The organism is Pediococcus ethanolidurans (assembly GCF_001437405.1).
Classification (GTDB): Bacteria; Bacillota; Bacilli; order Lactobacillales; family Lactobacillaceae; genus Pediococcus; species Pediococcus ethanolidurans.
In genome coordinates this window covers 32,390-59,002 of the sequence record NZ_JQBY01000001.1, presented here as the reverse complement: position 1 = coordinate 59,002, position 26,613 = coordinate 32,390, and the positions used below count along the sequence as shown (strand labels likewise).

20 protein-coding genes and 1 pseudogene are annotated in these 26,613 nt (G+C 34.8%); 20 read left to right on the top strand and 1 reads right to left on the bottom strand.

The features are described 5' to 3' along the window. Positions 1–3 precede the first annotated feature (3 nt). The 13 genes and pseudogenes from IV87_RS00265 (at position 4) to IV87_RS00205 (ending at position 17,687) form a co-directional block, all read left to right on the top strand. Positions 4–867 carry a class II fructose-bisphosphate aldolase gene (locus tag IV87_RS00265; RefSeq protein ID WP_057804901.1) on the top strand — a complete coding sequence of 288 codons (864 nt, stop codon included), beginning with the start codon at positions 4–6 and terminating at the stop codon, positions 865–867. A 25-nt stretch (positions 868–892) separates the two neighbouring features. After that, complete coding sequence (locus IV87_RS00260; RefSeq protein ID WP_057804900.1) at positions 893–1,786, top strand: ketose-bisphosphate aldolase; 894 nt, start codon at positions 893–895, stop codon at positions 1,784–1,786. A 144-nt stretch (positions 1,787–1,930) separates the two neighbouring features. Continuing rightward, positions 1,931–2,782, top strand: coding sequence for a helix-turn-helix domain-containing protein (locus tag IV87_RS00255; RefSeq protein WP_057804899.1), 852 nt, complete (start codon positions 1,931–1,933; stop codon positions 2,780–2,782). Between the two features lie 112 nt (positions 2,783–2,894). Beyond that, the gene (locus tag IV87_RS00250; RefSeq protein WP_057804898.1) at positions 2,895–4,181 is read left to right on the top strand and encodes a PTS sugar transporter subunit IIC; all 1,287 of its coding nucleotides are present in this window, start codon (positions 2,895–2,897) and stop codon (positions 4,179–4,181) included. Positions 4,182–4,191: 10 nt separating this feature from the next. Continuing rightward, on the top strand, positions 4,192–6,420 hold the full coding sequence (bglX, locus tag IV87_RS00245) for a beta-glucosidase BglX (RefSeq protein WP_057804897.1): 2,229 nt from the start codon (positions 4,192–4,194) through the stop codon (positions 6,418–6,420). A 365-nt stretch (positions 6,421–6,785) separates the two neighbouring features. After that, positions 6,786–12,053 carry a S8 family serine peptidase gene (locus tag IV87_RS00240; RefSeq protein WP_057804896.1) on the top strand — a complete coding sequence of 1,756 codons (5,268 nt, stop codon included), beginning with the start codon at positions 6,786–6,788 and terminating at the stop codon, positions 12,051–12,053. 248 nt (positions 12,054–12,301) lie between these two features. Further along, entirely contained in the window at positions 12,302–13,063 is a 762-nt protein-coding gene (locus tag IV87_RS00235; protein ID WP_057804895.1) for a GntR family transcriptional regulator, read from the top strand. After that, entirely contained in the window at positions 13,054–13,515 is a 462-nt protein-coding gene (gene agaB, locus IV87_RS00230) for a PTS galactosamine transporter subunit IIB (protein WP_057804894.1), read from the top strand. The genes IV87_RS00235 and agaB overlap by 10 nt, the downstream gene beginning before the upstream one ends. Before the next feature lie 21 nt (positions 13,516–13,536). Continuing rightward, positions 13,537–14,330: pseudogene (gene agaC / locus IV87_RS00225) on the top strand (PTS galactosamine transporter subunit IIC). Further along, positions 14,320–15,123: a PTS galactosamine transporter subunit IID gene (agaD, locus tag IV87_RS00220; RefSeq protein ID WP_057804893.1), complete on the top strand. Its 804-nt coding sequence runs from the start codon at positions 14,320–14,322 to the stop codon at positions 15,121–15,123. Before agaC ends, agaD begins: the two are co-directional and overlap by 11 nt. A gap of 11 nt (positions 15,124–15,134) precedes the next feature. After that, positions 15,135–15,569: a PTS sugar transporter subunit IIA gene (locus IV87_RS00215; RefSeq protein ID WP_057804892.1), complete on the top strand. Its 435-nt coding sequence runs from the start codon at positions 15,135–15,137 to the stop codon at positions 15,567–15,569. Between the two features lie 181 nt (positions 15,570–15,750). Beyond that, positions 15,751–16,488, top strand: coding sequence for a GntR family transcriptional regulator (locus tag IV87_RS00210; RefSeq protein WP_057804891.1), 738 nt, complete (start codon positions 15,751–15,753; stop codon positions 16,486–16,488). 26 nt (positions 16,489–16,514) lie between these two features. Then, the gene (locus IV87_RS00205; RefSeq protein ID WP_057804890.1) at positions 16,515–17,687 is read left to right on the top strand and encodes an AgaS family sugar isomerase; all 1,173 of its coding nucleotides are present in this window, start codon (positions 16,515–16,517) and stop codon (positions 17,685–17,687) included. Between the two features lie 71 nt (positions 17,688–17,758). Here IV87_RS00205 and IV87_RS00200 read toward each other — a convergent pair whose 3' ends face one another. Next, positions 17,759–18,886, bottom strand: coding sequence for a GntR family transcriptional regulator (locus tag IV87_RS00200; RefSeq protein WP_057804889.1), 1,128 nt, complete (start codon positions 18,884–18,886; stop codon positions 17,759–17,761). Between the two features lie 281 nt (positions 18,887–19,167). Between IV87_RS00200 and IV87_RS00195 the strand changes: the two genes are divergently transcribed. Genes IV87_RS00195 through IV87_RS00165 form a run of 7 tightly spaced genes read left to right on the top strand, consistent with a single transcriptional unit; the run spans position 19,168 to position 26,598 of the window. Then, positions 19,168–21,882: an alpha-mannosidase gene (locus tag IV87_RS00195; protein ID WP_057804888.1), complete on the top strand. Its 2,715-nt coding sequence runs from the start codon at positions 19,168–19,170 to the stop codon at positions 21,880–21,882. Next, positions 21,875–23,215, top strand: a complete 1,341-nt coding sequence (locus IV87_RS00190; RefSeq protein WP_074693798.1) for a family 43 glycosylhydrolase — start codon at positions 21,875–21,877, stop codon at positions 23,213–23,215. Before IV87_RS00195 ends, IV87_RS00190 begins: the two co-directional genes overlap by 8 nt. Before the next feature lie 15 nt (positions 23,216–23,230). Next, the gene (locus IV87_RS00185; RefSeq protein ID WP_057804887.1) at positions 23,231–23,716 is read left to right on the top strand and encodes a PTS sugar transporter subunit IIB; all 486 of its coding nucleotides are present in this window, start codon (positions 23,231–23,233) and stop codon (positions 23,714–23,716) included. A gap of 12 nt (positions 23,717–23,728) precedes the next feature. Then, positions 23,729–24,502, top strand: coding sequence for a PTS mannose/fructose/sorbose/N-acetylgalactosamine transporter subunit IIC (locus tag IV87_RS00180; RefSeq protein ID WP_057804886.1), 774 nt, complete (start codon positions 23,729–23,731; stop codon positions 24,500–24,502). Then, complete coding sequence (locus IV87_RS00175; protein WP_057804885.1) at positions 24,495–25,319, top strand: PTS system mannose/fructose/sorbose family transporter subunit IID; 825 nt, start codon at positions 24,495–24,497, stop codon at positions 25,317–25,319. The genes IV87_RS00180 and IV87_RS00175 overlap by 8 nt, the downstream gene beginning before the upstream one ends. A gap of 16 nt (positions 25,320–25,335) precedes the next feature. After that, positions 25,336–25,749, top strand: a complete 414-nt coding sequence (locus tag IV87_RS00170) for a PTS sugar transporter subunit IIA (protein WP_057804884.1) — start codon at positions 25,336–25,338, stop codon at positions 25,747–25,749. An 18-nt stretch (positions 25,750–25,767) separates the two neighbouring features. Beyond that, on the top strand, positions 25,768–26,598 hold the full coding sequence (locus tag IV87_RS00165) for a Cof-type HAD-IIB family hydrolase (protein ID WP_057804883.1): 831 nt from the start codon (positions 25,768–25,770) through the stop codon (positions 26,596–26,598). The last annotated feature ends 15 nt before the right edge of the window (positions 26,599–26,613 follow it).

Here is a 26,613-nt window from a genome sequence, read left to right as displayed (position 1 = left end):
TTTATGTATGTTTCGATGGAGAAGATGCTGCAAAAGGCAAATGAAGATAATTATGCAGTAATGGCTATTAACTGTTTTAATTTGGAAAGCTCATATGCAACTATTTCTGCGGCTGAAGAAAAGAAAGCTCCGATTATTATTGATTTGCTAATGGAACATTTGGAAAAACACATTCCTAGGGAGTATGTCTTGCCATCACTAATAAAGATGGCAAAGGATGCAAATGTTGAAGTGGCAATTAATTTAGATCACGGTAAGTCACCGGAATATGTGAAAGAGAGTCTAAAAGAGGGATTTTCAAGCGTCATGATTGATGCATCTGAAATGAATTTTAAAGAAAATGTTGCAACCACGAAAGAAATTGTTAATTTGGCTAAGCAATATCAGGCTACCGTAGAAGCAGAGGTTGGAAATATGGGAGCAGTTGTGGGAGATCACTTTACTAACGCGGATATGTACACTAATCCGGATGATGCAATCAAGTTTATTAATGCCACAAATGTAAACGCTTTATCTATCTCGTTTGGCTCAACTCATGGGGTTATGCCTAAAGATTTTGTACCGGTATTTGATTTCGCAATTGTTTCAAAAATCAAGAAAGCAACAGGAATTCCTCTTGTTTTGCATGGTGGATCAGGCTGTGGTGAAAAGAATATTCGCCAAGCAGTTGCGTGTGGCATTAACAAGGTAAATGTGGGATCTGATGTTATGAAGGCACAAGCAGATGCAGTATATATTTCACAAAATAAAAATAGAAATATGGAATATGTTGATTTGATGAATTCCACATTAATTCCAGCTAAGGAGATGGTTGAATACTATATAAATATTGTTGGTTCTGAAGGAAAATCGTTGGCAAATAAATAATAAAATTGAAGGAGAGATATTAATTATGTTATTAAATATGAATCAAATGTTGTCAGTTGCTAAGAAAAATCATTTTGCTGTTGGTGCTTATAATGTTTCTAATTCTGAATTGCTAAAGTCAGCTGTTGAACAATGTGAAGCAGATAATGCACCTGGTATTATTGCGGTACATCCAACTGAAATGGCATATGCAAAAGATGATTTCTTTGCCTATGTTTTACAACGAATTAAAAATAGTAAAGTACCCTTCGTTCTACATCTAGATCATGGCGATACTATTAATAATGTAGCTCGTGCTATTCATAACGGTTTTAGCTCTGTAATGATTGATGGCTCATTGGCTTCATGGGAAGATAATGTGGCTATTACTAAAAAAACGGTAGATATGTGTCATTTGGTTGGTGTTACAGTTGAAGGTGAATTGGGAACTATTGGACAAACTGGTAATCATATTAAGGAACATTTGCAAAATGGAATTTACACACAACCAGAAGATGCAAAACGATTTGTCGAAGAGACTGGGGTGGATACACTTGCAGTCGGAATTGGAACAGCTCATGGTATTTATCCTTCTGACGTAACACCAAAGATTCGTATTGATATTTTAAAGGAAATCTTATCAGTGGTAGATAATCCGCTTGTTTTACACGGTGGTTCATCTAATCCCGATGATCAAATTGCAGAGGCAGTTAAAACAGGAATTACAAAAGTTAATATCTCTTCTGATTATAAACATGCATTCTTTGTTCAGGCACGAAAGGTTTTAGCAGAAGACGACGGTTGGGATCCAAATAACTTATTCCCATCATGTATTGTTGAAGCCAAAAAAGTTGTGCATCACAAAAACGAACTTTTTGGTGCTGTTGGTAAAGCTGACTTGTATAAGAATACTGAGCCATGGCGTAATGAATTTCTATAAATTAAATAGTATCTAACTATAAACAGCAAAAAAGTTGTGTGAAAAAAATCACACAGCTTTTTTTGTAAAAATCGGATTATATCGTATCGAATTGTTAAAATAAGTTAAACAAGCAAATTGTTAGTAACAGAATGGAGGATTTTTATGAACTTTACGCATGAAATAATTACTTTAGAAGATAATATTCCAGTTAAGCTTTTTGATTTTATTGCAGATAATCCTAATCGTAAAATCCCTAAACACTGGCACAAAAGTCTCGAATTTCTGTATTGCATGAGTGGATCGTTACTTGTTTCAATTAATTCTAATATTTATGAGATGCAGAAAGGTGATTTAATTCTAATCAATTCTAATATTATTCATTCAACTTTTTCACCCGAAAAGAGTCATATTTTTGTTATGCAAATTCCACTTGACCTGATGGTTACATTTACAAAAAATTCTTATAACCATAATATGCTCCTACAACTAAATACTGTAAGATATGGAGAGACAGACTCGTGGCTAGATCAATTGAAGAGAATGTTGAATAAACTTTTGAATTACAGATCAAATCCACAATTAACTTCTACTATACATAGCTTGGGTCTAATATATGATAGCTTAGCATTATTGATTGATGAGTGTGCCATTTCAGCAGATCCCAAAACAATTGATTTAAATTTTAAAAAATTAATGCCATTAAATAATATTTTAAAGTATTTACAAATGAATATTTCTAGAAAAATAACTTTGAATGAAGTTGCGTCACAGTTTAGTTATTCGAATGCGTATTTTTCTAAGTATTTTAAAACTTATATCGGAATGAATTGGACGGAGTACTTGGATATCTTACGTTTGAATGAGGCAAAAAAAGAAATGCTTAATTCAAAGAAAACATTTACCGAAATTGCTTACAGTAATGGATTCGGCAGTTATCGAAATTTTTATAATGTTTTTAAAAAAGCTTATGGTATGTCGCCTAGAAGGTTTGTAGAAACAGAAATTCATGAATGACAATATTTTACATGTTTTTGCTTAATATTTGGAATGAATCATATTTTTTGCCGGTATACAATCAAAGATGAAAAGAAAACGTTTTCTAAAAATAAAAAGAGGAGTTTTTATTATGAAAGAGAAAGTACAAGGATTCTTTGATCGTATTACCCCAACTTTAAATAAGATTGCGGCTAATAAGTATTTGTTGACGATTATGAAATCAATGATGGCAACATTAGGGTTAACAATTATTGGTTCCATGTCAGTGTTACTGGTTGTTTTTCCAATAAAGGCAGTACCGGACTTTATTAACAAAATTGGTTTGACGCCAATTTTAAATTTGACAGATACTATTACTGTGGGCTGTTTGGCCGTTTATATTGTTTTTCTAATGGCTAAAAACCTAGTTCCACATTTTATTAGTGGTGATGATGGCACAATGGCCGGAATCATCGCGTTGATGAACTTCCTAATTTTAACACCCTTAAAGATGGTAACAGAAAAATCAGCTTCATTGAGCACGATACCTACAACATGGTTAGGAACTCAGGGAATTTTTTCTGCAATGTTAGTTGGTTTAATTAGTGCTCGTGTGTATGTGTATATCAAGCAGCATGGATGGACGATAAAAATGCCTGAAAGTGTTCCACCAATGGTATCGGAGGCATTTGAAGCTTTAATTCCATTACTCGTAGAAGGTGTCATTTTTATATTAATTTCTTGGTTATTTACATTTACTTCCTACGGTTGTTTACACCAAGCTATTTATTCGTTAATTCAAATTCCTTTAAAGCACGTCGGAGGATCTGTTCTAGCAATGATATTTATCAGTATTTTACAGCAAATTCTCTGGTTCTTTGGAATTCATGGTACTAATGTTTTATTGCCCTTAGTTACACCGATCTGGTTATCAATGGATATGGAGGATCTGCAAGCTATCAAGGCAGGAAAAGAAATTCCAAATATTATTGGACTGGGGTTCTTTAATATTATTACGTGGAGTGGACTGGCACTTGGATTAGTTTTATTGATGATTTTTGCTAAAAGTCAACAGTATAAAAAACTGGGTCGTTTAGCAGTTGTTCCAGCATTTTTTGGAATTACAGAACCGGTTATTTTTGGTACACCATTAGTTCTAAATTTTGATTTAGCAATTCCTTTCATTTTTAATAATACTATTGCCATCATTATTTCTTATACCTTAATCAAAATCGGTATTGTAGCAAAATTTATTGGTGCACAAGCGGTGTTTGGGCTACCACTTGGATTTCATGCAGCGGTAGAAGGAAGTGCCTCAATTATTATTCTACAGATTCTTATTCAGCTCGTACTCTCACCAATTCTTTGGTGGCCATGGTTCCGTCGTGTTGACCGAAAGGCATATGCCTTGGAACAAAAAAGCGAAGTTAAAAAATAGGAGATAACAAATGCAATTAAAAAAACTAAGAAAACTTTTGAATGAATTGACGGTTACAGAAAAGGTTGGACAACTGATTCAGTTATCAGGAGAGTTCTTTGAATCTAGCAACGATATTGTAGTTGGTCCAGAACAAAAATTAGGAATTTCTCCAAAAATAGTTAATTTGTCAGGTTCTGTTTTAAATGTGGCAGGTGCAAAAAAAACACGAGAAATTCAAGATAGATATATGGCAAAAAGTAAGCATCACATTCCGTTACTTTTTATGGCTGATATTATTTATGGATATAAAACAATTTATCCGATTCCACTTGGACTTGGTGCTACTTGGAATACAAAGTTAATACGTGATGCATATAAAAATACGGCTTCGGAGGCAAAAGCATCGGGAGTTCAAGTGGCGTTTGCGCCAATGGTTGATTTAGTGAGAGATCCGCGCTGGGGACGTGTTCTTGAATCAACTGGAGAAGACCCTTATTTAAATTCGCAGTTTTCTTCTTCAATGGTGGAGGGATTACAAAATGGATTAAATGAAGGACATGGAATGGCTTCATGTATTAAACATTTTGCTGCATATGGAGCTGCAGAATCTGGAAAAGAATACAATACAACGGATATGTCTGAATATCGATTACGTAATCAATATCTACCTTCGTATAAGGCGGCAGTCGATTCAGGGGTAAAAATGGTTATGACTTCCTTTAACTCCTTGAATGGAGTTCCAGCGACTGCAAATGAATGGTTAATGAAAAAAGTATTACGAGAAGAATGGGGATTTGAAGGTGTTTTAATTTCAGATTATGCTGCAGTAAGTGAATTGGTGGCTCATGGAATTGCTGAAGATAATCGTATGGCAACACAACAAGCACTAAAAGCAACTGTTGACATTGATATGAAGTCGCCATGTTACGCTAATGAATTGGAACCACTATTGGAGAATGGTTCGATTAGTGAAGAGAAGGTAAACGAGGCCGTGTGGCGAGTACTTAAGCTTAAGAATGAGTTAGGCTTATTTGAAGATCCATATCGTGGAGCAAGTGAGCAGGCTGAACGTCATGAGCTTGTTTCCAAAAAGCGACGAGAGCTAGCCAGAAAAGTTGCCGATCGTGCAATGGTTTTGCTTAAAAATCAAAATAATATTTTGCCTTTAAACAAAAATCAAAAAATAGCCTTAATTGGTCCATACGCTGATAGTCAAGAACTGATTGGACTATGGGCAGTTCATGGAAATACTAAAGATGTTATTTCGATTTCTCAGGCTTTCAGAGAACATGTGACAAAACAAAATTTGAAGATTGCCGAAGGAACAAATATATTAGAGAATAAAGAGATATTAAACAATACTGGAATTAGTTCAGATGAACAAAAATCATTTGTATTAACTCATGAGGAGGAATCTCAAAAAAATCAGGAGGCAATTGAAGCCGCCAAAAATGCGGATGTTGTTGTTATGGTTTTAGGTGAACATACTTTAGAGAGCGGCGAAGCAGGCAGTAAAACAAACTTAACTTTGCCAGATAATCAATTAAAATTACTCGAAAAAATTAGATCATTAAATAAAAAGATAGTTTTAGTAGTTATTAGTGGTAGACCATTGGTATTGAGTAATATTGAGCCACAAGTTGATGCCATAATTCAAGCTTGGTTTCCGGGTACAGAAGGAGGACATGCGGTTGCGGATGTGATTTTTGGAGGATTTAATCCTTCAGGAAGATTATCAATGAGCTTTCCTTATTCAGTGGGTCAACTTCCGATCTATTATAATCATTTTAGTACGGGAAGGTCTCCCGAAACATCAAAACACAGCACGAGATATACTGCAAAATACATTGATACTCCTGTAAAACCGTTATATCCCTTTGGGTTTGGTCTTTCTTATCATCATGCCATATATAGTAATTTAAGATTGAATAAAAAGACGATGAATAAAGAAGACAATATAAAAGTTTCAGTTGATATTCGAAATGATAGTGAAGTTGCGGGTGAGGAAACTGTTCAGCTGTACATTAGGGATGTTGTTGGAAGTATTGTGAGACCAGTTAAAGAATTGAAGTCTTTTAAGAAGGTAGCATTACCAGCAAATTCGACAATAACAGTAAGTTTTGAAGTAACTAATGATATGTTGAAATTTTATGGTAGAGATCTTAATTATGAATCAGAGCCTGGCAATTTTGAAATTTTTGTTGGGAACAATTCGGAAACAGATTTAAAAGAAAAATTCTCTCTTATAGATGAATAAATGTATGCTTAATAAGCACTGAAGTTTGAAAAGTACAATGAAATTCGTAAATTTCTGATTAAACAGGGATTTACGAATTTTTTTATAAAAATATCAAATGTATATTTAAGAAATGCTGAATAAGGTTGATCAGGCATACAAACTTATAAAAATAAAATATGACGAACGTATGAAGTGTCGTAATTTGTAAAACTGTTTTTTTGTCATGAATTCTAAAAGCAGTGAGCTTTTCACATTGTAAGCTAATCTTAATATAATTAATCATAATTTTTCGTTGACAAAAAATCGGGACGCTGATATCATTTAACTAATCTAATTTTAATTTTCATTTAATATGATTAGATTATAATTAAGGAGGAGATTTTATGGGAGCAAGGTTGAAAAATAAAATTACAGAAGAACCAAAAGAACATTACAAAATGTTTAAAGACGGTAAACAATGGGTAATTTCTGGAATTGTTGTGTTTTCTGCAGGTATGACATTTACAATGTCTCCAGCATCTGTTCATGGTGACACGGCAGTAAATAGTGACGAAACTGCAACTACGGTGGTAACCAGTAACAATGACTCTGCCCATAGTAAAGATGAAGTTAGTGAAGAAAAAACTGATGAAGTATCGAGTAAACAAGTAGTCAAATCAACGGATCAAAATGTTTCAATTGTTGTAGATAACACGACGGTATTGAATGAGGGAAACACGACTGATACAACTACAAACGGGGAACAAACTAGTACCATATCAAGTAAGGCTCAAACGGGTACGGAAGAAGTAACAAGTGGGGATACTACTAGTACAAAGCAATCCCAAAGTAGCGAGAATAGTGTACAACAGAGTAACGAAAATAATGCAGCTCAAACAACTCAGACAAATAAAAATGACGTATCATCTACCACACAGGATGTAAATCGTGCTCAGACAACATCTACTGAAAAAGGTACCCAAAGTGATCCAGAAACAGATGTAGTATCTGCCGACAAATCAACAACGGAACAAGATCATATTAAAGGCAATGTGTCAGCGGCTTGGGAAAAAGGGTATCAAGGCCAAGGTATGGTAGTTGCTGTTATTGATTCAGGGATGGATACAGCAGACAAGGACTTTCGTTTAAGTGATGACTCGACTGCAAAAATTACACAAGAGGATGCTGAAAACGCAATTTCACAACTGGGTTACGGTACATATGTATCATCTAAATTTCCTTTTGTTTATAACTATGTTAGTCATGATAACGAATGGATTGAAAATGATGATTCTCCCCACGGGGCTCATGTTTCCGGAATTATTGCTGCTAATGGACAGGCAAACTCAGAAGGCGATACCTTTACAATTGGGGTGGCACCAGAAGCACAGCTATTAGAGATGAGAGTATTTGCCCAATATGCTGATGAAAAGGCAGACGATATTGCCAAAGCTATTCATGATGCAGTTCTCTTGGGTGCTAATGTTATTCAAATGTCATTAGGAATTGGAACGCCAAATCAACAATTGTCAGATATTGAACAACGTGCGGTTCAATACGCTGTTGACCACGGGGTATTTGTTTCAATTTCTGCTAGTAATAATGGAAACTCTGGTTCTATTTTAACTGATGAGAATGGAAATCCTGGTTCTAATCAATTAGTGTATCAACCAGTTAATAGCAGTACAATCGCCGATCCAGGTGTTTCAAAAGGTGCAATGACAGTTGCGGCTGAGAACTCAGCAACTGGTGAGAATGACGATATGGCTAGTTTTAGTTCATGGGGACCGTTATCCGATTATTCTTTAAAACCTGATATTTCGGCACCAGGCGTTGACATTATTTCAACAGTTAATGACGATCAGTATGAATCAATGAGTGGAACTTCCATGGCCGGCCCATATAATGCTGGAGCAGCTGCTTTGGTGATGCAGGAATTACAAAGTACAACAACTTTACAAGGGGCTAACTTAGTAAAGGCAACGAAGTTAGCACTAATGAATACAGCCACACCAATGAAGGATAATGCATATGGAGCTCTTGTTTCACCAAGACGACAAGGCGCTGGTGAAATTAATGTAGGTAAAGCAGTAGAAAATCAGGTTGTGATTGAAGGTAATAATGAGACTGGTTCGGTTTCACTGTATTCGATTGGAGATCAAACAAAGTTTAGTGTGACATTTACAAATTTAAGTGATCATGAAAGAACGTATACTTTTAATGATTACGGTGGACCGATGACTGAATTGTTGGCAGATGATGGGACCACGTATGACGCATATTTAGCAGGAGCTTCTGTGGTACCCGAACAAACGATAATTACAGTAGCCGCTAATTCAACTCAAACTGTAGGTTTTACGCTTTCACTAGTTGGCTTGAAAGATAATGAGCCAGTTGAAGGCTTTTTAGGATTTACTAGTGATGATACAGAGACGCCTAATCTAGTTGTGCCATATTTGGGCTATTATGGTGATTTAACAGATGAACAGGTTTTTGATAGTTCTACAAATCAAGAAGATAGCATTTTCTCAGGCAGTTATTTTGTAAACGAAGAAAACTGTCCACGAGGAATTGCGGATGAAAACTCATTAAAGACATTAGTAAATCTTGAGGGAAATTATGATTGGTCCCAAGTTGCTAAGCTATATCAGGATGGTAAAGTAGCTTTTTCGCCAAATAATGATTTGCAAAGCGATATTTTAAAGCCATATGAATTTATTAAGCAGAATTTACAAGACTTAACTATTCAAATTTTGAATGACAAAGGTGAAATAGTACGAACGCTGGCAGATGAAAAAGGAATCGATAAATCATACTATCCAGATGGTGGAAGTGGTAACCAAGATATTACGCTTTCACCAAGTATGAGAAATGATTCAACTACCTTGAATTGGGACGGTACGTTATTTGATCAAACAACGGGTAAAAGTGTTGTTGCTCCAGATGGCGAATACCAGTACAGATTTGTTGGTACGTTGGTAACGGATGGAAAACAAAAAACACAAACTGCTACCTATCCTGTAATTATTGACACAACTGCACCAACTATTACGAATCTATCATATGATGCACAAACTCAAACATTGACTGCTAGCTATGCAGATACAGGTTCTGGTTTTACAGATTACTCTTATGCGACACTAACGATTAATGATCAATCGTTCCCTATTGAATTAAATGATACGGAAAATGGCAGTAGTTTCACAGATGCTGCCAAGTTGACGGGACAATTGGTTATAAAGTTAACACCTGACGAATTAAGTGCGTTCAGCGCATCAAAGACTCAGTTGGTATTAGCGTTGAGTGATGTTGCTGATAATACTCAAACTAGCCAATTGATTGTTGAAGGAAGAGAGAACGGCGCACCAATTGCTGTTTGGAATGCTACGAATGGGCTAGCATTTAGTACCCAATCACCAGATTATAACGTACAAGCACAGACATATTATCTTAAAGGATCTGCTCAAGGAGATTTCTATATAAATGGAAAGCTGGTCCAGGTTGTAAATGGTGAATATAGTGTTCCTGTTAATGCAGATTCTAGCGAACCACTAATTTTTTCAAAAGATGCTCAAGAAAATGAAGTGATTGTTAATTGGTCTACAAGTACACCAAAGGCAGAGTTTGCCTGGCAACACGTTAATGGAGCTGATCAGAATTGGGGATTAACTGTATATGGTGTAAGACCAAATTCAAGAACCTTTACCGTGCAAGCATTGGTAAGCAAAGGAGATAATGTAAAAGTATATGCACAAGATTACTTTACCGGTACAGAATATCAGGCTACCGTTAAAGATGGTATTGCTACTTTTACTGGAGAGCTTCCAGAAGATACTAATGAAGTTCTTTTGGTAGGATGGACCGAAGTTGATGGCCCTACTTATAATGATAAACAGGAGTCGGATACGAATAATATCAGTGATAAAAACTATTTTGGTGTGGTTTATAGTCCTAGTGCTGCTGACCTTCCAGTACTAACATCTGCTGATCAATTTGGCGTTACAATTACTAATCAGAGTGCAGATCCAGACACGATTGGTTCTCCTGGAGATTTACCAATGCACAGTACGGCAGATCTCACAACACGGGCAGATCCCAATACGAGTGAACTAACTTTTGATAATGTTAGTGACAATGACTTTATTCGTTATGGTTCAGATGCCATTGATAAAGGCTATTATAACCCGGAGACTAAACAGTTTACTGTGACTGGAAAAGTTACTGATAATGTGGACACCCTAACCATTCTAGGAGACGATTCAGATGCTAATGCTGTTGGCAATCAGGTTAAGATTAATACCGACAATACATTCCGATATAATTTTACTTTGAATAACACAGAGGATCGTGGGGTTTCTTATGTAGTTACAAACAAGGATGGCTCAACAACTCGTGGAATGTTTGATATCATTTTGGATACTCAACAACCCACGTTAACAGTTCCAGTACCTGAAGCTAATTTTTGGACGATAGATGGTAATGGTAATTATGATATTTATACAAATCAACCAAGTGTAACTATTACTGGACAAGGTGATGATAACTTAGATGGCTATCGGATGTTTGTAAATGATGATAATTTTTATCGAGAATATCATAATTCAGGCGTAAACTACATTGCCGATTTCTTTACACAAACAGACGGTACTGTTACACAAACTGACACTAACGGGTATCCTGCACACGATTTTTCTGAAACTTATGCTTTAAAAGTTGCAAATGATCAAGAAGATTTTGAATCATATGATGGGGACTCGGATAATGTATTCTATGTAACGTTAAAAGATCAGGTTGGGAATACCATTACAAAACGAATTATTGTTCACTACAGACCAGAAACTACGGATACGATTGATCTTAAGGTGGTTACACCAGAGTTCGCTGATGCTCAGTTTACGAATGATAGACTTGTTCACGATACAGTTAGTTTTTCGACAGACAATGGCGCAACTTGGCAATTATATGTTGGCAGTAAATCAACAGATGGCAACTATTATCAAGTTCATGATAAGTATGGTAATGAAGTAGCTGCTTATTTGGTTCAAAAACCCGTAATAGTAGTCACTCCTGGTGATGAAAATAATGAATCTAATACAACGTCAAACGAAACACAAGAACCGGGAGTTGTAAATGAAACACCAGATTCGAATAATTCATTAGATGGAGAAAATACTGAAAAAAACCCAGGAACAACGCCAACTGATACGAAGACAGTCGATGAGACAACAAGTGAAAATCCAAATAAACCAGTTAAAGATCCTAGTACAACAGCAAACAAAACTGAAATTTCTACGGATGTAGACAATTCATCTGAAAATTCTGAGTCGACTGTAGTTGAGTCAACAAATACGAATGATCAAACGAAAATTAAGGAAGAACCAGAAATAGTTGATAATTTATCTGATACATTGGTTAGTGATGAGGCATCTAAACACGATACAAGTAATTTAGATGTTGCAAAAGTAGAATCTTCCAAACAAGTATTAGTTGCAATGACGACTACAAATGTTTCGAGAGTTCAGAAGCGTCCTAATTCTGATATGGATGAACAACGAATCGGTAAGTTACCTCAGACTAATGAGCAAACAACTCATGGACTGATTGGATGGATTGGTTCAGTTATGTTAGCAGGTTTGGGCATTCTTGGGCTAAAACGTCGTAAACAAGAGTAACGTGCAAGTAAGAATAATAGAATTTAAGCATGAAAAATGAAAATATTCAAAAAGCAGGCCAAAACGATACAATGCGGCCTGTTTTTTGAATATCCGATTTATTTTCTATTCCGTGTATAATACCTAGTAAGACATCATACTGGTACATTAAAAAAAGGAAATTTTAATGTAAGCGCTGACATTTTAGGAGAGACGTTATATTATTGCGGTATGGTTGTTATATCAACATAACAAGTGGAGAGATTCTTGTGGAACAACATATGTTTACGCTTTATCAAAAGATGGTTAATGAAATTATTAAAAAGATCGAAGGAGGTCAATTAGAAGCAGGCTCAAAATTACCGTCAGAAATGCAACTTGGCCAACAATTTAATGTAAGTCGTATCACTGTGAGAAGGGCCCTGAGTGAATTAGAAGAAAAAGGCTATATATTAAAGCGTCAAGGTCAAGGAAGTTTCGTGCAGAGACGTTCAGATGATAATTCAGAGTTTGAATATGTTGATAATCCCAGTCAAGAGATTCGCAAATCGGGGTATAGAGTAACAATCAAATTAATTAGCTTTCAACTGATTGTTGATGGTTCTGAAGGAGATGTACGAACAGTCTTTGGTATAGATAAAAATGCGTACTTATACAAGATTAGTCAACTTTATTTAGCCAATGACAGACCAATTCTTTTTAAGGATACTTATCTACCGTTTAATAGTTTCCCTATGATTTCAGTCAATGAAATCCAGAATAAAGAAATTGTTATTTTTTTAGCAAATAAGTATAACCTTAATTCTAAACAATTACATCATGAAATTAATGCTAATGTTGCTTCAGAAGAGATGCCACATTATCAAGAGCTGCAACCAAATAAACGTGAACCATATGTTGATATTTTTACTAGAGGCATTCAAAACACTGAGACTGTGTATTACAGTCGCTCGATTGCTTTAAATGATTTACCGATGTTTTTGGTATCACATAAAGGAAGACCGATTATGACAAAACACATATTTTATTAACTAGAATAGATAACCGACTCGTTCATGGACAAGTTGGTGTTACATGGACAAAAACTTTGGGTGCAAATTTAATACTTGTCGCAAACGATGAAGTGGCATCGGATCCTTTGCAACAAAAATTAATGAAAGCTACAGCAGAATCGTCTGGAGCAGAAATTCGATTCTTTTCATTAGAGAAGACAATTCAAATTATTGGAAGGGCAGCAGACCGACAGAAAATATTTATCGTTGTGAAAACACCGAAAGATGTAAAAGTGTTAGTAGATGGTGGAGTACCAATTGATGAAATCAATGTGGGAAATATGCATTTTGCACCAGGTAAAAAAGAATTAACTAAAAAAGTATATGTAGATCAATCAGATAAGGATGATTTGCATTATCTAAAAACAAAAGGAATTAATGTTTATATTCAGGATGTTCCGGGAGATCATAAAACAGAAATTAATTTTTAAAGAAAAAGGGGGATAAAAGCAATGAGTGTAACTCTAACGCAAGGGCTACTATTATTGCTGGTTTGGATTCTTGGCTAGAGGTCTTTTATATTTTTCGACCAATTATTTCATGTACCATTGCTGGTTTTATTTTAGGCGATATCCAATTAGGTGTTATTGCTGGAGGTCTAACAGAATTGGCATTTGCCGGATTGACACCTGCTGGTGGCACACAGCCGCCTAATCCGGCAGTATGTGGAATTATGACTGTGGTAATTGCACATACGACTAGTGTCGCACCAGCTACAGCAATTGGTTTATCGTTACCATTTGCGATGCTCATGCAGTATGTTTTGTTAATCTTTTATTCATTATTTTCAGTATTTATGCCGGTAATGGATAAATATGCTGCTGCAGGAGATACTAAAAAATTTGCCAGAATTCCATATTTAACTATGACAATTGTTTGTATTTCATTCTTTCTTGTGATTTTCTTGTCTGCGTATGCCGCACAAGGACCAATGTCAGAGTTAGTTAAGGCAATGCCAACATGGTTAATTCATGGATTCGAGTTAGCTGGCGGTGCACTTCCAGCTGTGGGATTTTCAATGCTATTAAAAGTTTTATTACGAGTAGAGTATGTTCCATATCTTTTGTTGGGATTTGTTGTGGCTAGCTTTATAAACTTTTCCAACGTATTACCAGCTGCAGTTATTGGAGTAGTGTTTGCAATGATAGAATTCTTTAGAGACAAAAAGAATAGGGAGCTTCAAGAACAAATTAATGAAGCAAAGGCAGTTAATTCTACTCAAGAAGGTGAAGAAGATGGCATCTAAAAAAGATAAACAAGTAACGACGGATCACAAACTGAGTTCAAAAGATATCACGATGCTTGGAATTCGATCGTCACTGTTGCAATCAGCTTTTAGTTATGAACGAATGCAAGCTGGTGGTTGGGCATGGGCTCAAGTACCATTTTGGAAAAAGATTTTTGGTAATGATAAAAAGAGGTTAGGGGCGGCCATGACTGATAACATGGAGTTTATCAATACTTCGCCACCATTAGTTTCAATTTTGATGGGCTTGTTAATGAGTTTAGAAGAAAAAAACGTAGATCGTCAAACTATCAAGGGCTTGAAAAACGGATTGTTCGGTCCGATGGCAGGAATTGGAGATGCAATTTATTGGTTTACAATTATGCCAATTGTTGGAGGAATTGCAGCATCTTTTGCAACAAAAGGAAATCTTCTCGGACCAATTATCTTTTTCATTGTTTATCTTGGAATTTTCCTTTGTCGAATCCCATTTGCCCATTTAGGCTACAATCTCGGAACTCGGGCAATTGATGTTATTCAAGAAAACTCAGAAATTATTTCTAGAGTAGCTACTATCATGGGATTAACTGTTATTGGTGCTTTAATCAGTTCCTACGTTACGCTTTCATTAAAATTAAAGATTGGTAATGTTTCCTTACAAAAAGATTTTTTGGATAAAATTTTTCCAAATATATTGCCATTAGCTTTTACATTTTTCTTGTTCTGGTTACTGAAGAAAAAAGTTTCACCGATTGTTTTAATTGTTGTTGTTTTCTTCTTGGCTATTTTCTGTTCTTACTTTGGTATTATGTGAGGTTTGAAGAAATGACAAAAATAAAAACGATTATTACAGGGCATGGAAATTTCGCCAACGGAATTAAATCATCTTTGTTATTACTTGCCAGTTTACCTGAAAATTATTATTTCGTAGATTTTGAAGAATCAATGTCTCCAGATCAATTAAGTGAAACATTTGAACAAATTTTACAACCAAATGAAGAATTTGTGTTCTTTACTGACTTATTGGGTGGAACGCCGTTCAAGGAAGCCGCTAAGCTATCAGTGAATAATAGAAAAGTAGAAGTGGTTACTGGTTGTAACTTAGGGGCACTGTTAGAAACAATATACAATTCATATGAAAATGTAAGCGATTACGCAAATGACTTGATTAAAATTTCTAAGCAAGGTACACAGCTTCTAAAATTGGATAGCAGTCCTATTCAACCTGAAGACAATACTGAATTTGATGATGGCATTTAACCTATGTCATAAAAAATGACTGAAGTCATATTCTGATTTCTTGAACGTGATGGTTTACTGCTTTGATGTTATTAAAATCATGGCCCTAAATTATCGCGTTTTTATAAAAGAAAAGTAGAATTACGCAAATTTTTGAAATTGTTACGAATTATTACTGTATATATAAAGAAGTTGATTAAAAGTGAAACTTAGCAAAAAGCTACCATTGTATAAACAGTTAGCCGACGCTTTGGAATACAGGATTAAAACAGAACATTTTCATAATAATAAACTTCCTTCAGAACGTGAGTTAATGAAAACATATTCACTAAGCCGAAATACTGTTCGACAAGCTATAGAACAATTAGTAATAGCAGAAATAGTTTTTAGAAAACGAACGAGTGGAACCTTTATAAATACTGTTAAATCTTCAACTGACTCTTCAAAAACGGTGAGTAGGTCAAAAGATATAGAAAAAGATGATAAAGAACAAAAATTGAAATACCAAGCAGAGATATTAGATTACACATTGAAGAGAGCAAATGAGGATATCGCTAAAGATTTGGGTATTAAAAGTGACACTTACTTTATTCGAATTACTCGCGTTTATTTATTGCAAAATAAACCTGTAATGATTGAAAAAGTATATCGTCCCAGAAAAAAATCGTTTAACAACCTTTTTGATGAAAAAAGTAAATGGATAAATGATAAAAAATATAAGGAGGTTAATGCGTTAAGCGATGATTTAAGGATGAATATATACATCTTCACTGAAATGGCTGGTACAAAAGACGCTAAGATTTTACAAGTTACAGAAAAAACGTTTTGTACCGTCATTAAGCAAATAATTCAAACTAAATATGGTAAAACTGTAGAGATGTGTATACAGAAATTCAACGATACTAGCTATGTTTATCAGCTTCACTACAATAATAAATAATACGAAATTTTTAGAGGAGATAGAAAATGTTTTCAAAGAACGATACAGATTTAGAAAAAATTGGGGCCGTAATTACCACTCGTGAAATTCAACAACAACCGGTGTTATGGCAAGAGGTCTGGTCTGATTTTCAGAAAAATGAAGAAAAAATTAACGATTTTTTAGATGAGATCATTCGAAAAGTAAATGGTCCAGTTCGTGTTCTTTTTGTTGGTGCTGGGTCTTCGGCATATGTCGGAGATACAATTGTGCCTTATTTACAATTGAATGGTGATCGTAATAATTTTCGTTTTGAAGCAATTGATACAACTAAAATTGTGTCAACACCATTTGATTATTTAGAAAAAAACACACCAACTTTGCTAGTTTCGTTTGCTCGTAGTGGAAATAGTCCTGAGAGTGTTGCCACAGTTAATTTAGCTGAAAAGATAATTCAGAACTTATGGCAGTTGACTATTTCCTGTGCACCGGAGGGACAACTAGCTAAACATGCTGAAAATGATTCGAATAATCTAGTTTTACTGCAACCAGTTCGTTCAAATGATAAAGGTTTTGCAATGACAGGTAGTTTTAGCTGCATGATGCTGACGGCGTTACTTGTTTTTGATGTTCAACATACAAAACAGCAGAAAGATAACTATGTAAATGAAATTAGTAAAATGGGATCAGAGGTGTTCAAAAGAGAGCAGGAAATTCAGGCAATTGTTAATACGGACTTTAATCGTATTATCTATTTGGGATCTGGCGGTTTAACAGGTTTAACCAGAGAAGCGCAATTAAAAGTTTTAGAACTAACTGCTGGACAGAAAGAAACAATGTTTGATTCTTCTATGGGATTTCATCATGGGCCAAAATCGTTTGTGAATAATAAAGCTCTGGTTTTTGATTTTATAAGTAACAATAATTATACCCGTCATTATGATATTGATATCCTACAAGAAATTCAAAATGATCAGATTGCACCCGTAGTGTGGGGAATTGGTGTGTCTAGTCAGAAAAATTTCAGTGGAGAAGGTTTTACTTTTAAAAATGGGACTGATCAGATACCTGATGGTTACATGGCTTTACCAGATGTTGTTTTTGCGCAAACATTTGCATTGATGACTTCGTTAAAAGTGGGCAATACTCCAGATACGCCGTCAGCCACTGGTACTGTAAATCGTGTGGTTAAGGGTGTTACGATTCATAAACTAAATTGAGCTGAGCAATTAACAATCTAGTTTAATAAAGAACAGATTAAACGATGCAAATTATCGTTTAATCTGTTCTTTTAGTTGTTTCGTGGCTTTCCTGTTGTATCGCCAATTATTAAACTGGCAGTTTCTAATTTTTGAACGGAGTTGCTTCTTTTCTTTATTAATCCGTTCAGCATTTCAAATGCATCCTGTGCAATTTTTTCTTCATTTTGTTGAATATGAGTAAAGCGAACTACAGATTCGTTATAAAAAGTAGGAGAGTCATAGCAAACGATTGAGAAATCCCTAGGTATTTGATAACCCAATTCAGTTAAAATTTGGTAAAGAATTGTAGCTGGATAATATTCGGTTACAAAAAAAGCAGTAATATCTGGATTCTTTTTTAAAAGATTGACTACCTTTTCTTTGAGAGATTTCTTTTCGCTTTGTATCTCCTGTACGTTTCCATAATTAATACCATGTGTATAGAGAACAGAAGTCGAACTTTTTGGAAGACTGTTCAGAAATGATTTTGCATATAGTACTCGATCCTGAATGGAAGTATCTGCAATGTTTTGTTTAGGCACAATACAAATGTGTTGATGACCAAGCTGAACAAGGTGTTCCAAAGCTTTTTTTGTTGCTTCTTGATTATTAGTTACGATGTAACTGGCATTGACATCTTGTATATATCTATCCAATAACACAACGGGATATTCGTCAACGATGAGCTTTAAAATTTCTGTACCAATAACTCTGCCTGGAATTGGCCAAACGATTAGACCATCAGCATATTGTCTCATTCTTTGAATTGCACGTGATTCATCTTCAAATGAGTTATTTCTTGTTTCCGTGTAAAGAAAATTTACATTTTGTTCATCAGCAATATTGCTTAAACTTGATAAAATTTCCGTACCAAAAGAGGGGGCAAGTTTTGGAAAAATCGCACCAATAGTGAGTACTTTATCATTTTTATGGTTAATAGTCTTTGGTTTATCATTACTTAAAACAAATGAACCGCGACCAGGAAAACGCTCAATTAGTTTTTTATTGACTAACATATCTAAGGCTTTACGAGCGGTCATACGGCTAACACTAAATTGTTCCATCAATTCAGTTTCAGTAGGTACTTTATCTCCCCCCTTTAGATCTTTATTGTTAATTTTAGTTTCAAGCTCCTGTTCTATTTTTCCGTATAAAGTGGAACTTTTTCTACTTTCCATATTATTTACCTGATTTCCGAATCAAACTCTAAATGTACTGTTTATTATAACATATGTAACAGACTTTTGATATTTTTACATTTCATGTAAAGAAAAAATATTTCTAAAATTTTATGACCACCTAAAATATTCAATAATGTGTTGAAATAGCGGGCTTTTAACAATACGTTTATTTTGAAATATTAGTACAAACAATACGTTTTAAAAATATATATAGACAAGCAAAACAAATGGTGGTACTTTATACATGTAAGCGATTAACTGATGAGGAGGAATGAGTTGTGAAACGTGTATATATTGTGCCACATAGTCACTGGGATAGAGAATGGTATATGCCTTTTGAACAGCATCACATGAGACTAATCGAATTAATTGATAATTTGATAAAAATTTTTAAAACGGATCCAAATTATAAGTATTTTCATCTTGATGGGCAGACTATTATTTTGGATGACTATTTAAAAGTTAGACCTGAAAATAAGGCGATTATTCAAGATTTAATTAATCAAGGGAAACTGCAAATTGGGCCATTTTATATATTACAAGATGCATTTTTGACAAGTAGTGAATCGAATGCACGAGATATGCTAATAGGGCATCGTGAGTCAAAGCGATGGGGTAAAAATATGGTTCATGTTGGTTATTTTCCAGATACGTTTGGAAATATGGGGCAAACACCGCAGCTATTGAAACAAGTCGGATTACATACCGCTATGTTTGGTAGAGGTGTAAAGCCAACCGGATTTTCAAATGCATCCTCGCCGGATGATAAATTTTCATCCAAGTTTTCCGAAATGAATTGGATAGGACCGGATAAATCTTCAGTTTTAGGAATTTTGTTTGCAAATTGGTACGACAATGGTAAAGAAATTCCGGTTGATTCAGATAAAGCAAAAGTCTTTTGGGACAAAAAACTGAGTGATACCGAAAAGTACGCTGCAACAGATGATCTTTTGTTCTTGAATGGTAGCGATCATGAGCCTGTTCAAATGAATCTATCGCAGGCAATAAAGACTGCCAATACATTATATCCTGATGTTGAATTCATTCATGCCAATTATGATATGTATATTAAACAATTGAAAAAGGATTTACCTGCAAAACTGGATGAAGTTCATGGTGAGCTGACTTCACAAGAAACTAATGGATGGACAACTTTAGCTAACACGGCCTCTAATCGTATTTATATTAAACAATGGAATACGAAAGTATCTAAGCAACTTGAAAATGTAGCTGAGCCATTAGCAACAATTGCCAGTCAAAAAACGAATTTCGAATATCCTCATGATCAGCTACGATATGCATGGAAATGGCTGATGCAGAATCATCCTCACGATAGTATTTGTGCTTGTTCTGTGGATGATGTGGCAGACGAAATGATGACTAGATTTAAAAAGGCTAACCAGGTTGGTAAATTTGTTGCTGATTCAGCACTTGGAAAACTTAGTGAACAGTTAGATACTAATAAAATTACACATGAATCCGGAGAAATTCCATTTACTGTATTTAATACCGGTACTTCGACTAAAACTGGTGTTGTAAATATCGAAATTCCAATTGAAAAAGTGAAATTCAATCCAAATAAAGATGATTCCTCCAAAATATCGCAAAGATTAAAGGCAAAGAAAACACCAACCTATATTATACATGATAGTAGCGATAGAACTGTTTCAATGAAAATTCTTAATACACGAGTTAAGTTCAATTTTGATTTACCAAAGGATCAATTTAGAAGAGCGTTTATTGAAAAAGTTATTAATGTTCAAATGCTAGTAAAAGAAATGGCACCTATTTCTTGGCAAACCTTTAAATTAATGTCTGTAGGAAATCGTGAAGAAAAAGAAACACAAAAAATGATTCATGATAATGTTCTGGAAAATAAATATTTGACAGTAAAAATTGAAAAGAATGGTACTTTAAGTATCACTGATAAACAAACAAATCACATATATCGAAACCAATTACGGTACGAAGATACCGGTGATTTGGGTAATGAGTATGTATACCGAGCACCAGAGAATACGGAACCCATTTATTCAAGTGATTTTCCTAACGAGATTTCTGTAGAAGAAAATAATGATTTTATAGGAAAAGTGAAAATTAAGACGAACATGAAAGTACCCATTTCAATGGATAAAAGACTAAGAGTTGAACAAGAAGAGCATGTTGATTATCGTTTACGAAAAGCGCAACGGGACATTAAGCTTGTCGATTTTCCAATAGAAACTGAATTGACTTTGGATAAAGAGAGTAAACGACTTAGTATTCATACTAAATTTAATAACCAAAGTAAAGATCATCGAATTCGCGTACTATTTTCAAGTGATTTACAGACGACGAATCATTATGCAGACAGTATTTTCGAAGTAGTTAAACGACCAAATAAGGTAAGCAATCGTTGGCAGAATCCTGAAAATCCACAGCATACCCACAGTTTTGTGAATGTTCACGACTCAAATAGAGGAATAACAGTTTCAAATTTTGGTTTAAACGAGTACGAGGTAACTGAAAAAGGTGAGAAGATCGCTATAACTCTGTTGAGAAGTATTGGTGAAATGGGAGATTGGGGGTATTTTCCAACGCCAGGCGCCCAATGCTTGGGAAAACAAGAAGTTGATTTTGGAGTTGAGTTCAGTGATAGTAGTGAAACATCAAAATTACAAACACTCCATGATGCATTTGCCGCACAGGTACCTTTTACAGTATTAACCAATACTTGGCATACCGGATCCATAGAACCTAATGATAAGTTTTTGAAAATTACGTCTAATAAATCTAAAATTACCGCGTTAAAGGTGCAAGAAGATGGTAACGATACAGTAGTAAGACAGTATAACTTAACCAGTCACGTAGCACAAAATAAAATTAGCCTGATGAACTATGTGCCTTATAGTAGCAATATTCTGGAAAAAGCAAGTAATACTGAAACAGAAGAACTTACTTTGCAACCATATGAAATTCATACAACAGTTTGGAGGAAAAAGTCTAATGAGTAAGTTTACTCAAGCGTTAATTAAAAGACAAAAGAGATCATATACGCGGAACCCATTTATAACTTCGCTATTTAATGCTGACCCAGCGGCACATGTGTGGAAAGATGGTCGTTTATATGTATATGCTTCCAGAGATATAGATAAATCAGGTAGTGATTTAACGATGGATTACATGGATCATTATCACGTCTTTTCAACAAGTGATATGGCAAACTGGGTGGATGAAGGTGAAATTTTTAGTTCTGATCGTTTAAGTTGGGGCATTGATGGATTTATGTGGGCTCCAGATGCGGCCTATCATAATGGTAAATATTATTTTTATTATCCGCATCCAAGTGCAAAACCGTGGAATGATAATTGGAAAGTTGGAGTTGCAGTAAGTAATCATCCCGCTTCTGGATTTAAAGATGTAGGTACAATTGATGGCCTTGGTGGACATGCTTTGATTGATCCGTCAGTATTTATTGATGATGGTCAAGCTTATATCTACTACGGAGGAGGTGCACATGCTTACCAAGGAAAATTGAATGAAGATATGGTTTCGCTGGCAGAGCCAATGCAGGTAGTTGAAGGACTTAAAGATTTTCATGAAGCTGCCTGGATTTTTAAAAGGCATAATACTTACTATTTTACGTATTCTGATAACCATCGCGGAGCTAATCATATGTGTTATGCCACTAGTAAGTCACCACTAGGTCCGTGGAATTATAAAGGCTATTATATGTTACCAGTTGGTTGTGAAACAACGCATGGATCTGTAACTGAATATAATGGAAAATGGTATGCGTTTTATCATAACAATGCAGTATCGAATGTGAATGAATTGAGATCAATATGTTGTGATCAGCTACTTTTTAATGAAGATGGCACGATACAAATGGTTGTTCAAACAAAAAATGGAATGTTGCCTACTCAAGAGAATGGATTTGAATCTCCAACAGAATTTCAACCGTATTCAGTGAAGGAAAATAATAATTTAATTGAACTGAGTATTGCAGCAGATGAACGTTCACCATTTAAAAATGTGGTAACTGGTTTTGATCATTTTGGTTCATCTATTCGGTTTGAAAGGGTAAATGGTTTCGGTAGTGGTCGAGTTTCAATAGGCATATATTATGCAACAGCAAATAGACTGTCAAAATTAAGACTAATTGTTAATGGTAAGGATTGGTCATTAATTAACTGCCCATATACCGGAAGTAAACACACATTTGACGGCTATTCAACAATTACAATTCAAATGAAACCTGGTGAAAATAACACAGTAGTTTTAACTGGTGGAGCTGGTGAGTTATCTCTAGAAGGAATTACTTCAGCTATGGTTAAAGAACGATAGAAAGGAAGAATGAATATGCCTGTTGTATTAGCAAGAGTTGACGAAAGATTAGTTCATGGTGTAGTGGTTACGGATTGGTTTGCGGAGTTAAATCCTAAGCGATTTATGATTGTTGATGATGATATTAGTCAAGATGATACGAGAAAAGAAACAATGCGCATGGCAAAGCCGGCTGGTACTGGTATGTCTATTATTAATACTGAAACAGCTATTGATCACTTTAAGAAAGGTCAATACGATGATCAACGTGTTTTTTTGATTGTTAAGGATCCGAAAACAATTATTAAATTAATTGATGCTGGTGTAGAAATTCCTAAAGTTGATGTTGGAATTATCTTTATGGCAGACGGACGGACAAAAGTATCGAGCTATGTTGCGCTTGGCAAAGAAGATGAACTTAAATTAAAAGAAATTCAAAAACGTGATGTACCAGTTGTTCTACAGTACGTTCCAAGAGATACAGAAGAACCGATTGAAAAGTATTATCAATTAATAAAATAGGGGATGAATACAATGCCAATAATGTTACAGAATATTTTAATCACCGTTTTTGCTTTTATTTGGGGAATTGACACGGTAGGTTTTCAAGTTATTAATGTTTTGACTCCGTTGGTTGTGGGTGCTATTACAGGAAATTGGACTGAAGCTATCACGATTAGTGGAACATTTACTTTAATGGGTCTAGGTGCCGTTTCAATTGGTGGCGCATCAGTTCCAAATTATGGATTAGCGGGAATGATTGGTTCGTATATTGCAATTAGATCAGGATCTGGTTTGAACACTGCTATTGCCATTGGGATTCCAGTTGGTTTGTTGGCTATCCAATTAGATATTCTTGTTAAGACTTTGATGAACTTTGTGGCTTCACATGCAGAACATCTAGCAGATAATAAAAAGTTTAAACAAATGAACCGTTTCTTGTATTTGGGTCCCGTTTTATATGGGTTGGAAATTGCGGTTCCAGTTGGAATTGTTGCGTTTCTTGGAACTGCAGTTGTTAAATCAATTTTGGCGGTATTTCCACAATGGTTTATGAATGGTTTATCTATTGCTGGGGCTATGTTACCAGTTGTCGGAATTGGAATTTTGATGCATTATATGCCGTTAAACAGATATATGAACTACCTTATTATTGGCTTTTTGGCAGCTTCATACTTGGAACTTCCAGTTCTGGCGGTTTCCTTACTTGGAGCAGCGTTTGCCTTTAAAGTATTTTTAGATAGTAATAAGAAAGTTACCGCTAATGGTACCGAAAACAAAGATCAGGGAGATGACTATGATGAGTGAAAATCAAACTGTAAAACTTACTAAACGAGACAAAGAAACAGTATTTTGGCGTTATACAGTTATTACAAACAGTCTTTTTAATTACGCATCAATGGAAGCGCCTTCTTTAGTATATGCGTTAAGTCCTGCGCTCCGTAAAATTTACAAAGATGATGATGATTATAAGGCCTCTTTGAAAAACCAATATAAATATTTTAATACGACTCCCATAATGGCTGAATCTTTAGTAGGTGCGTCTTTAGCCATGGAAGAAAAAGATGGTATTAAGGCACTAGAACCGGTTCAATCCTTGAAGACTTCATTGATGGGTCCTTTTGCAGGAATTGGCGATTCCGTATTTAATGTAATGATGAACACTATAATTGGTTCAATTACAGGCTCTCTAGCTTTGTCGGGTAACCTAATTGCTCCTCCATTGATTGGTTTTGTTTGGGCAATGATAATGCTTTTTGCTGTTAAACGTCCCTTATTCTGGGGTGGATATAATTCAGGGGTAGCAATTGTTGAAAAGTTTGGAGATCAATTAAGTCGTTTGACAAATGCGGCCTCAGTATTGGGAGTCACAGTTGTTGGTTCCTTAGTGCCAACGGTTATCAAAATTCAAACGGGACTTGTTATGAAAACAGGAAAAGTATCCACCAATGTACAAACAGATATGTTAGATAAAATTATGCCATCGTTATTACCAGTTCTTGCGACATATATTATTTATAAACTGTTAGATAGTAAAAAATGGACACCAACAAAATGTATTTTCTTAGTAATTGTTTTTGCATTGGTTTGTTCGTACTTTGGTATTTTAACCGTGCCAAAATAAAGGAGATTTATAATAAATGCGACAAATAGTAATAGCATCTCATGATAAACTCGCAAGTGGCATGAAGGATACTTTAAAATTTCTGGGAGTGTCATCTGACACTATTCATGTTTTATGTGCCTATCAAAATAATAAGCCTATTGACGATGAAATCAAACTTTTATTAAATAGTTTTGAAGAAAAGGATGAAATTATTGTCTTTACCGATATTCTGTCAGGGAGTGTTAATCAGGCGATATTTCCCTATATTAAAAGCAATGGAATTAAACTTATTACGGGAATGAATTTACCGTTACTCATGGCAGTCAGTTTGTATCCTCAAAACCAGGAAATAAGTGATAAACAATTTCAAAAAATGATCTCCGATGCGCGTACTCAGATTCAGTTTATGAACGATTATAAACCAGATTTGGATGAGGATGATGAATAAACTTAGAGGTGTCTTGTAGTGAACATTACGTTAATGTGTACTGATTTGGATGGCACATTGTTAGCTTCAAATGGCAAAATCTCTTTTCGGAATATTAAAGCCATCCAAGAACTGGCAAAAAGAAATGTAAAAATTGCTCTTGCATCAGGACGACCAGAAGACTCTTTAAAACAATTTACAGTAAGAGATTTACGTGTTCCAACGTACAAAATATGTTTTAATGGAGCGCTAATCGTATCACCTGAAGGCAAAGTGATTAATGAAACTTTAATTGATTCTGAATCGGTTTTGAAAATTGTTTCATTAGCCGAAAAAAATGCAATTTCAGTTAATTTTTCTACGTTAGATAAATGGATTAACTTTGATCCCATTTATGATATGAGAAAAATTGATAAATATAATGAAACGTTGACTGATATTCGAGTTCATACTTTCGATCAAATGCGACAACTGCTTTCAGATAGAAAAATTCAAATTCTAAAAGTTGGAATGCACATAAGTGATTCAAGTTTATTAAAAAAAATGGATAGCGAACTTAGCCAAATTGCAATCAATGTTTTTCATTCAGATCGTGAGTTTTTGGAAGCAACTGCTAAAAAAGCTTCAAAATTTATGGCAATCAAAGAAATAAGTAGTGTTAATAATTGGAATCTAAAAAATGTAATGGCATTTGGAGATTATGAAAATGATTTAGAGATGATTGCGAACGTTGGTCATGGAGTTGCAATGAAAAATGGCATTAAAAAAGTACAAAAGGCTGCCGAATTTGTGACAGATACGAATGACAAAAATGGTATTGCCTTAGTATTAAATTCAGTAATGAAAAATGGAAATTACCCTAAGTTATAAAAATGGATTTGAACA

Excerpts from the sequence above, each read along its gene's own strand:
- IV87_RS00265 (WP_057804901.1), top strand. The coding sequence starts at position 4 with ATGTATGTTTCGATGGAGAAGATGCTGCAAAAGGCAAATGAAGATAAT.
- IV87_RS00170 (WP_057804884.1), top strand. The coding sequence starts at position 25,336 with ATGCGACAAATAGTAATAGCATCTCATGATAAACTCGCAAGTGGCATG.
- IV87_RS00205 (WP_057804890.1), top strand. The coding sequence starts at position 16,515 with ATGTTTTCAAAGAACGATACAGATTTAGAAAAAATTGGGGCCGTAATT.
- IV87_RS00240 (WP_057804896.1), top strand. The coding sequence starts at position 6,786 with ATGGGAGCAAGGTTGAAAAATAAAATTACAGAAGAACCAAAAGAACAT.
- IV87_RS00190 (WP_074693798.1), top strand. The coding sequence starts at position 21,875 with ATGAGTAAGTTTACTCAAGCGTTAATTAAAAGACAAAAGAGATCATAT.
- IV87_RS00175 (WP_057804885.1), top strand. The coding sequence starts at position 24,495 with ATGAGTGAAAATCAAACTGTAAAACTTACTAAACGAGACAAAGAAACA.
- IV87_RS00260 (WP_057804900.1), top strand. The coding sequence starts at position 893 with ATGTTATTAAATATGAATCAAATGTTGTCAGTTGCTAAGAAAAATCAT.
- IV87_RS00185 (WP_057804887.1), top strand. The coding sequence starts at position 23,231 with ATGCCTGTTGTATTAGCAAGAGTTGACGAAAGATTAGTTCATGGTGTA.
- agaD (WP_057804893.1), top strand. The coding sequence starts at position 14,320 with ATGGCATCTAAAAAAGATAAACAAGTAACGACGGATCACAAACTGAGT.
- IV87_RS00255 (WP_057804899.1), top strand. The coding sequence starts at position 1,931 with ATGAACTTTACGCATGAAATAATTACTTTAGAAGATAATATTCCAGTT.
- bglX (WP_057804897.1), top strand. The coding sequence starts at position 4,192 with ATGCAATTAAAAAAACTAAGAAAACTTTTGAATGAATTGACGGTTACA.
- IV87_RS00180 (WP_057804886.1), top strand. The coding sequence starts at position 23,729 with ATGCCAATAATGTTACAGAATATTTTAATCACCGTTTTTGCTTTTATT.
- IV87_RS00250 (WP_057804898.1), top strand. The coding sequence starts at position 2,895 with ATGAAAGAGAAAGTACAAGGATTCTTTGATCGTATTACCCCAACTTTA.
- IV87_RS00200 (WP_057804889.1), bottom strand. The coding sequence starts at position 18,886 with ATGGAAAGTAGAAAAAGTTCCACTTTATACGGAAAAATAGAACAGGAG.
- IV87_RS00215 (WP_057804892.1), top strand. The coding sequence starts at position 15,135 with ATGACAAAAATAAAAACGATTATTACAGGGCATGGAAATTTCGCCAAC.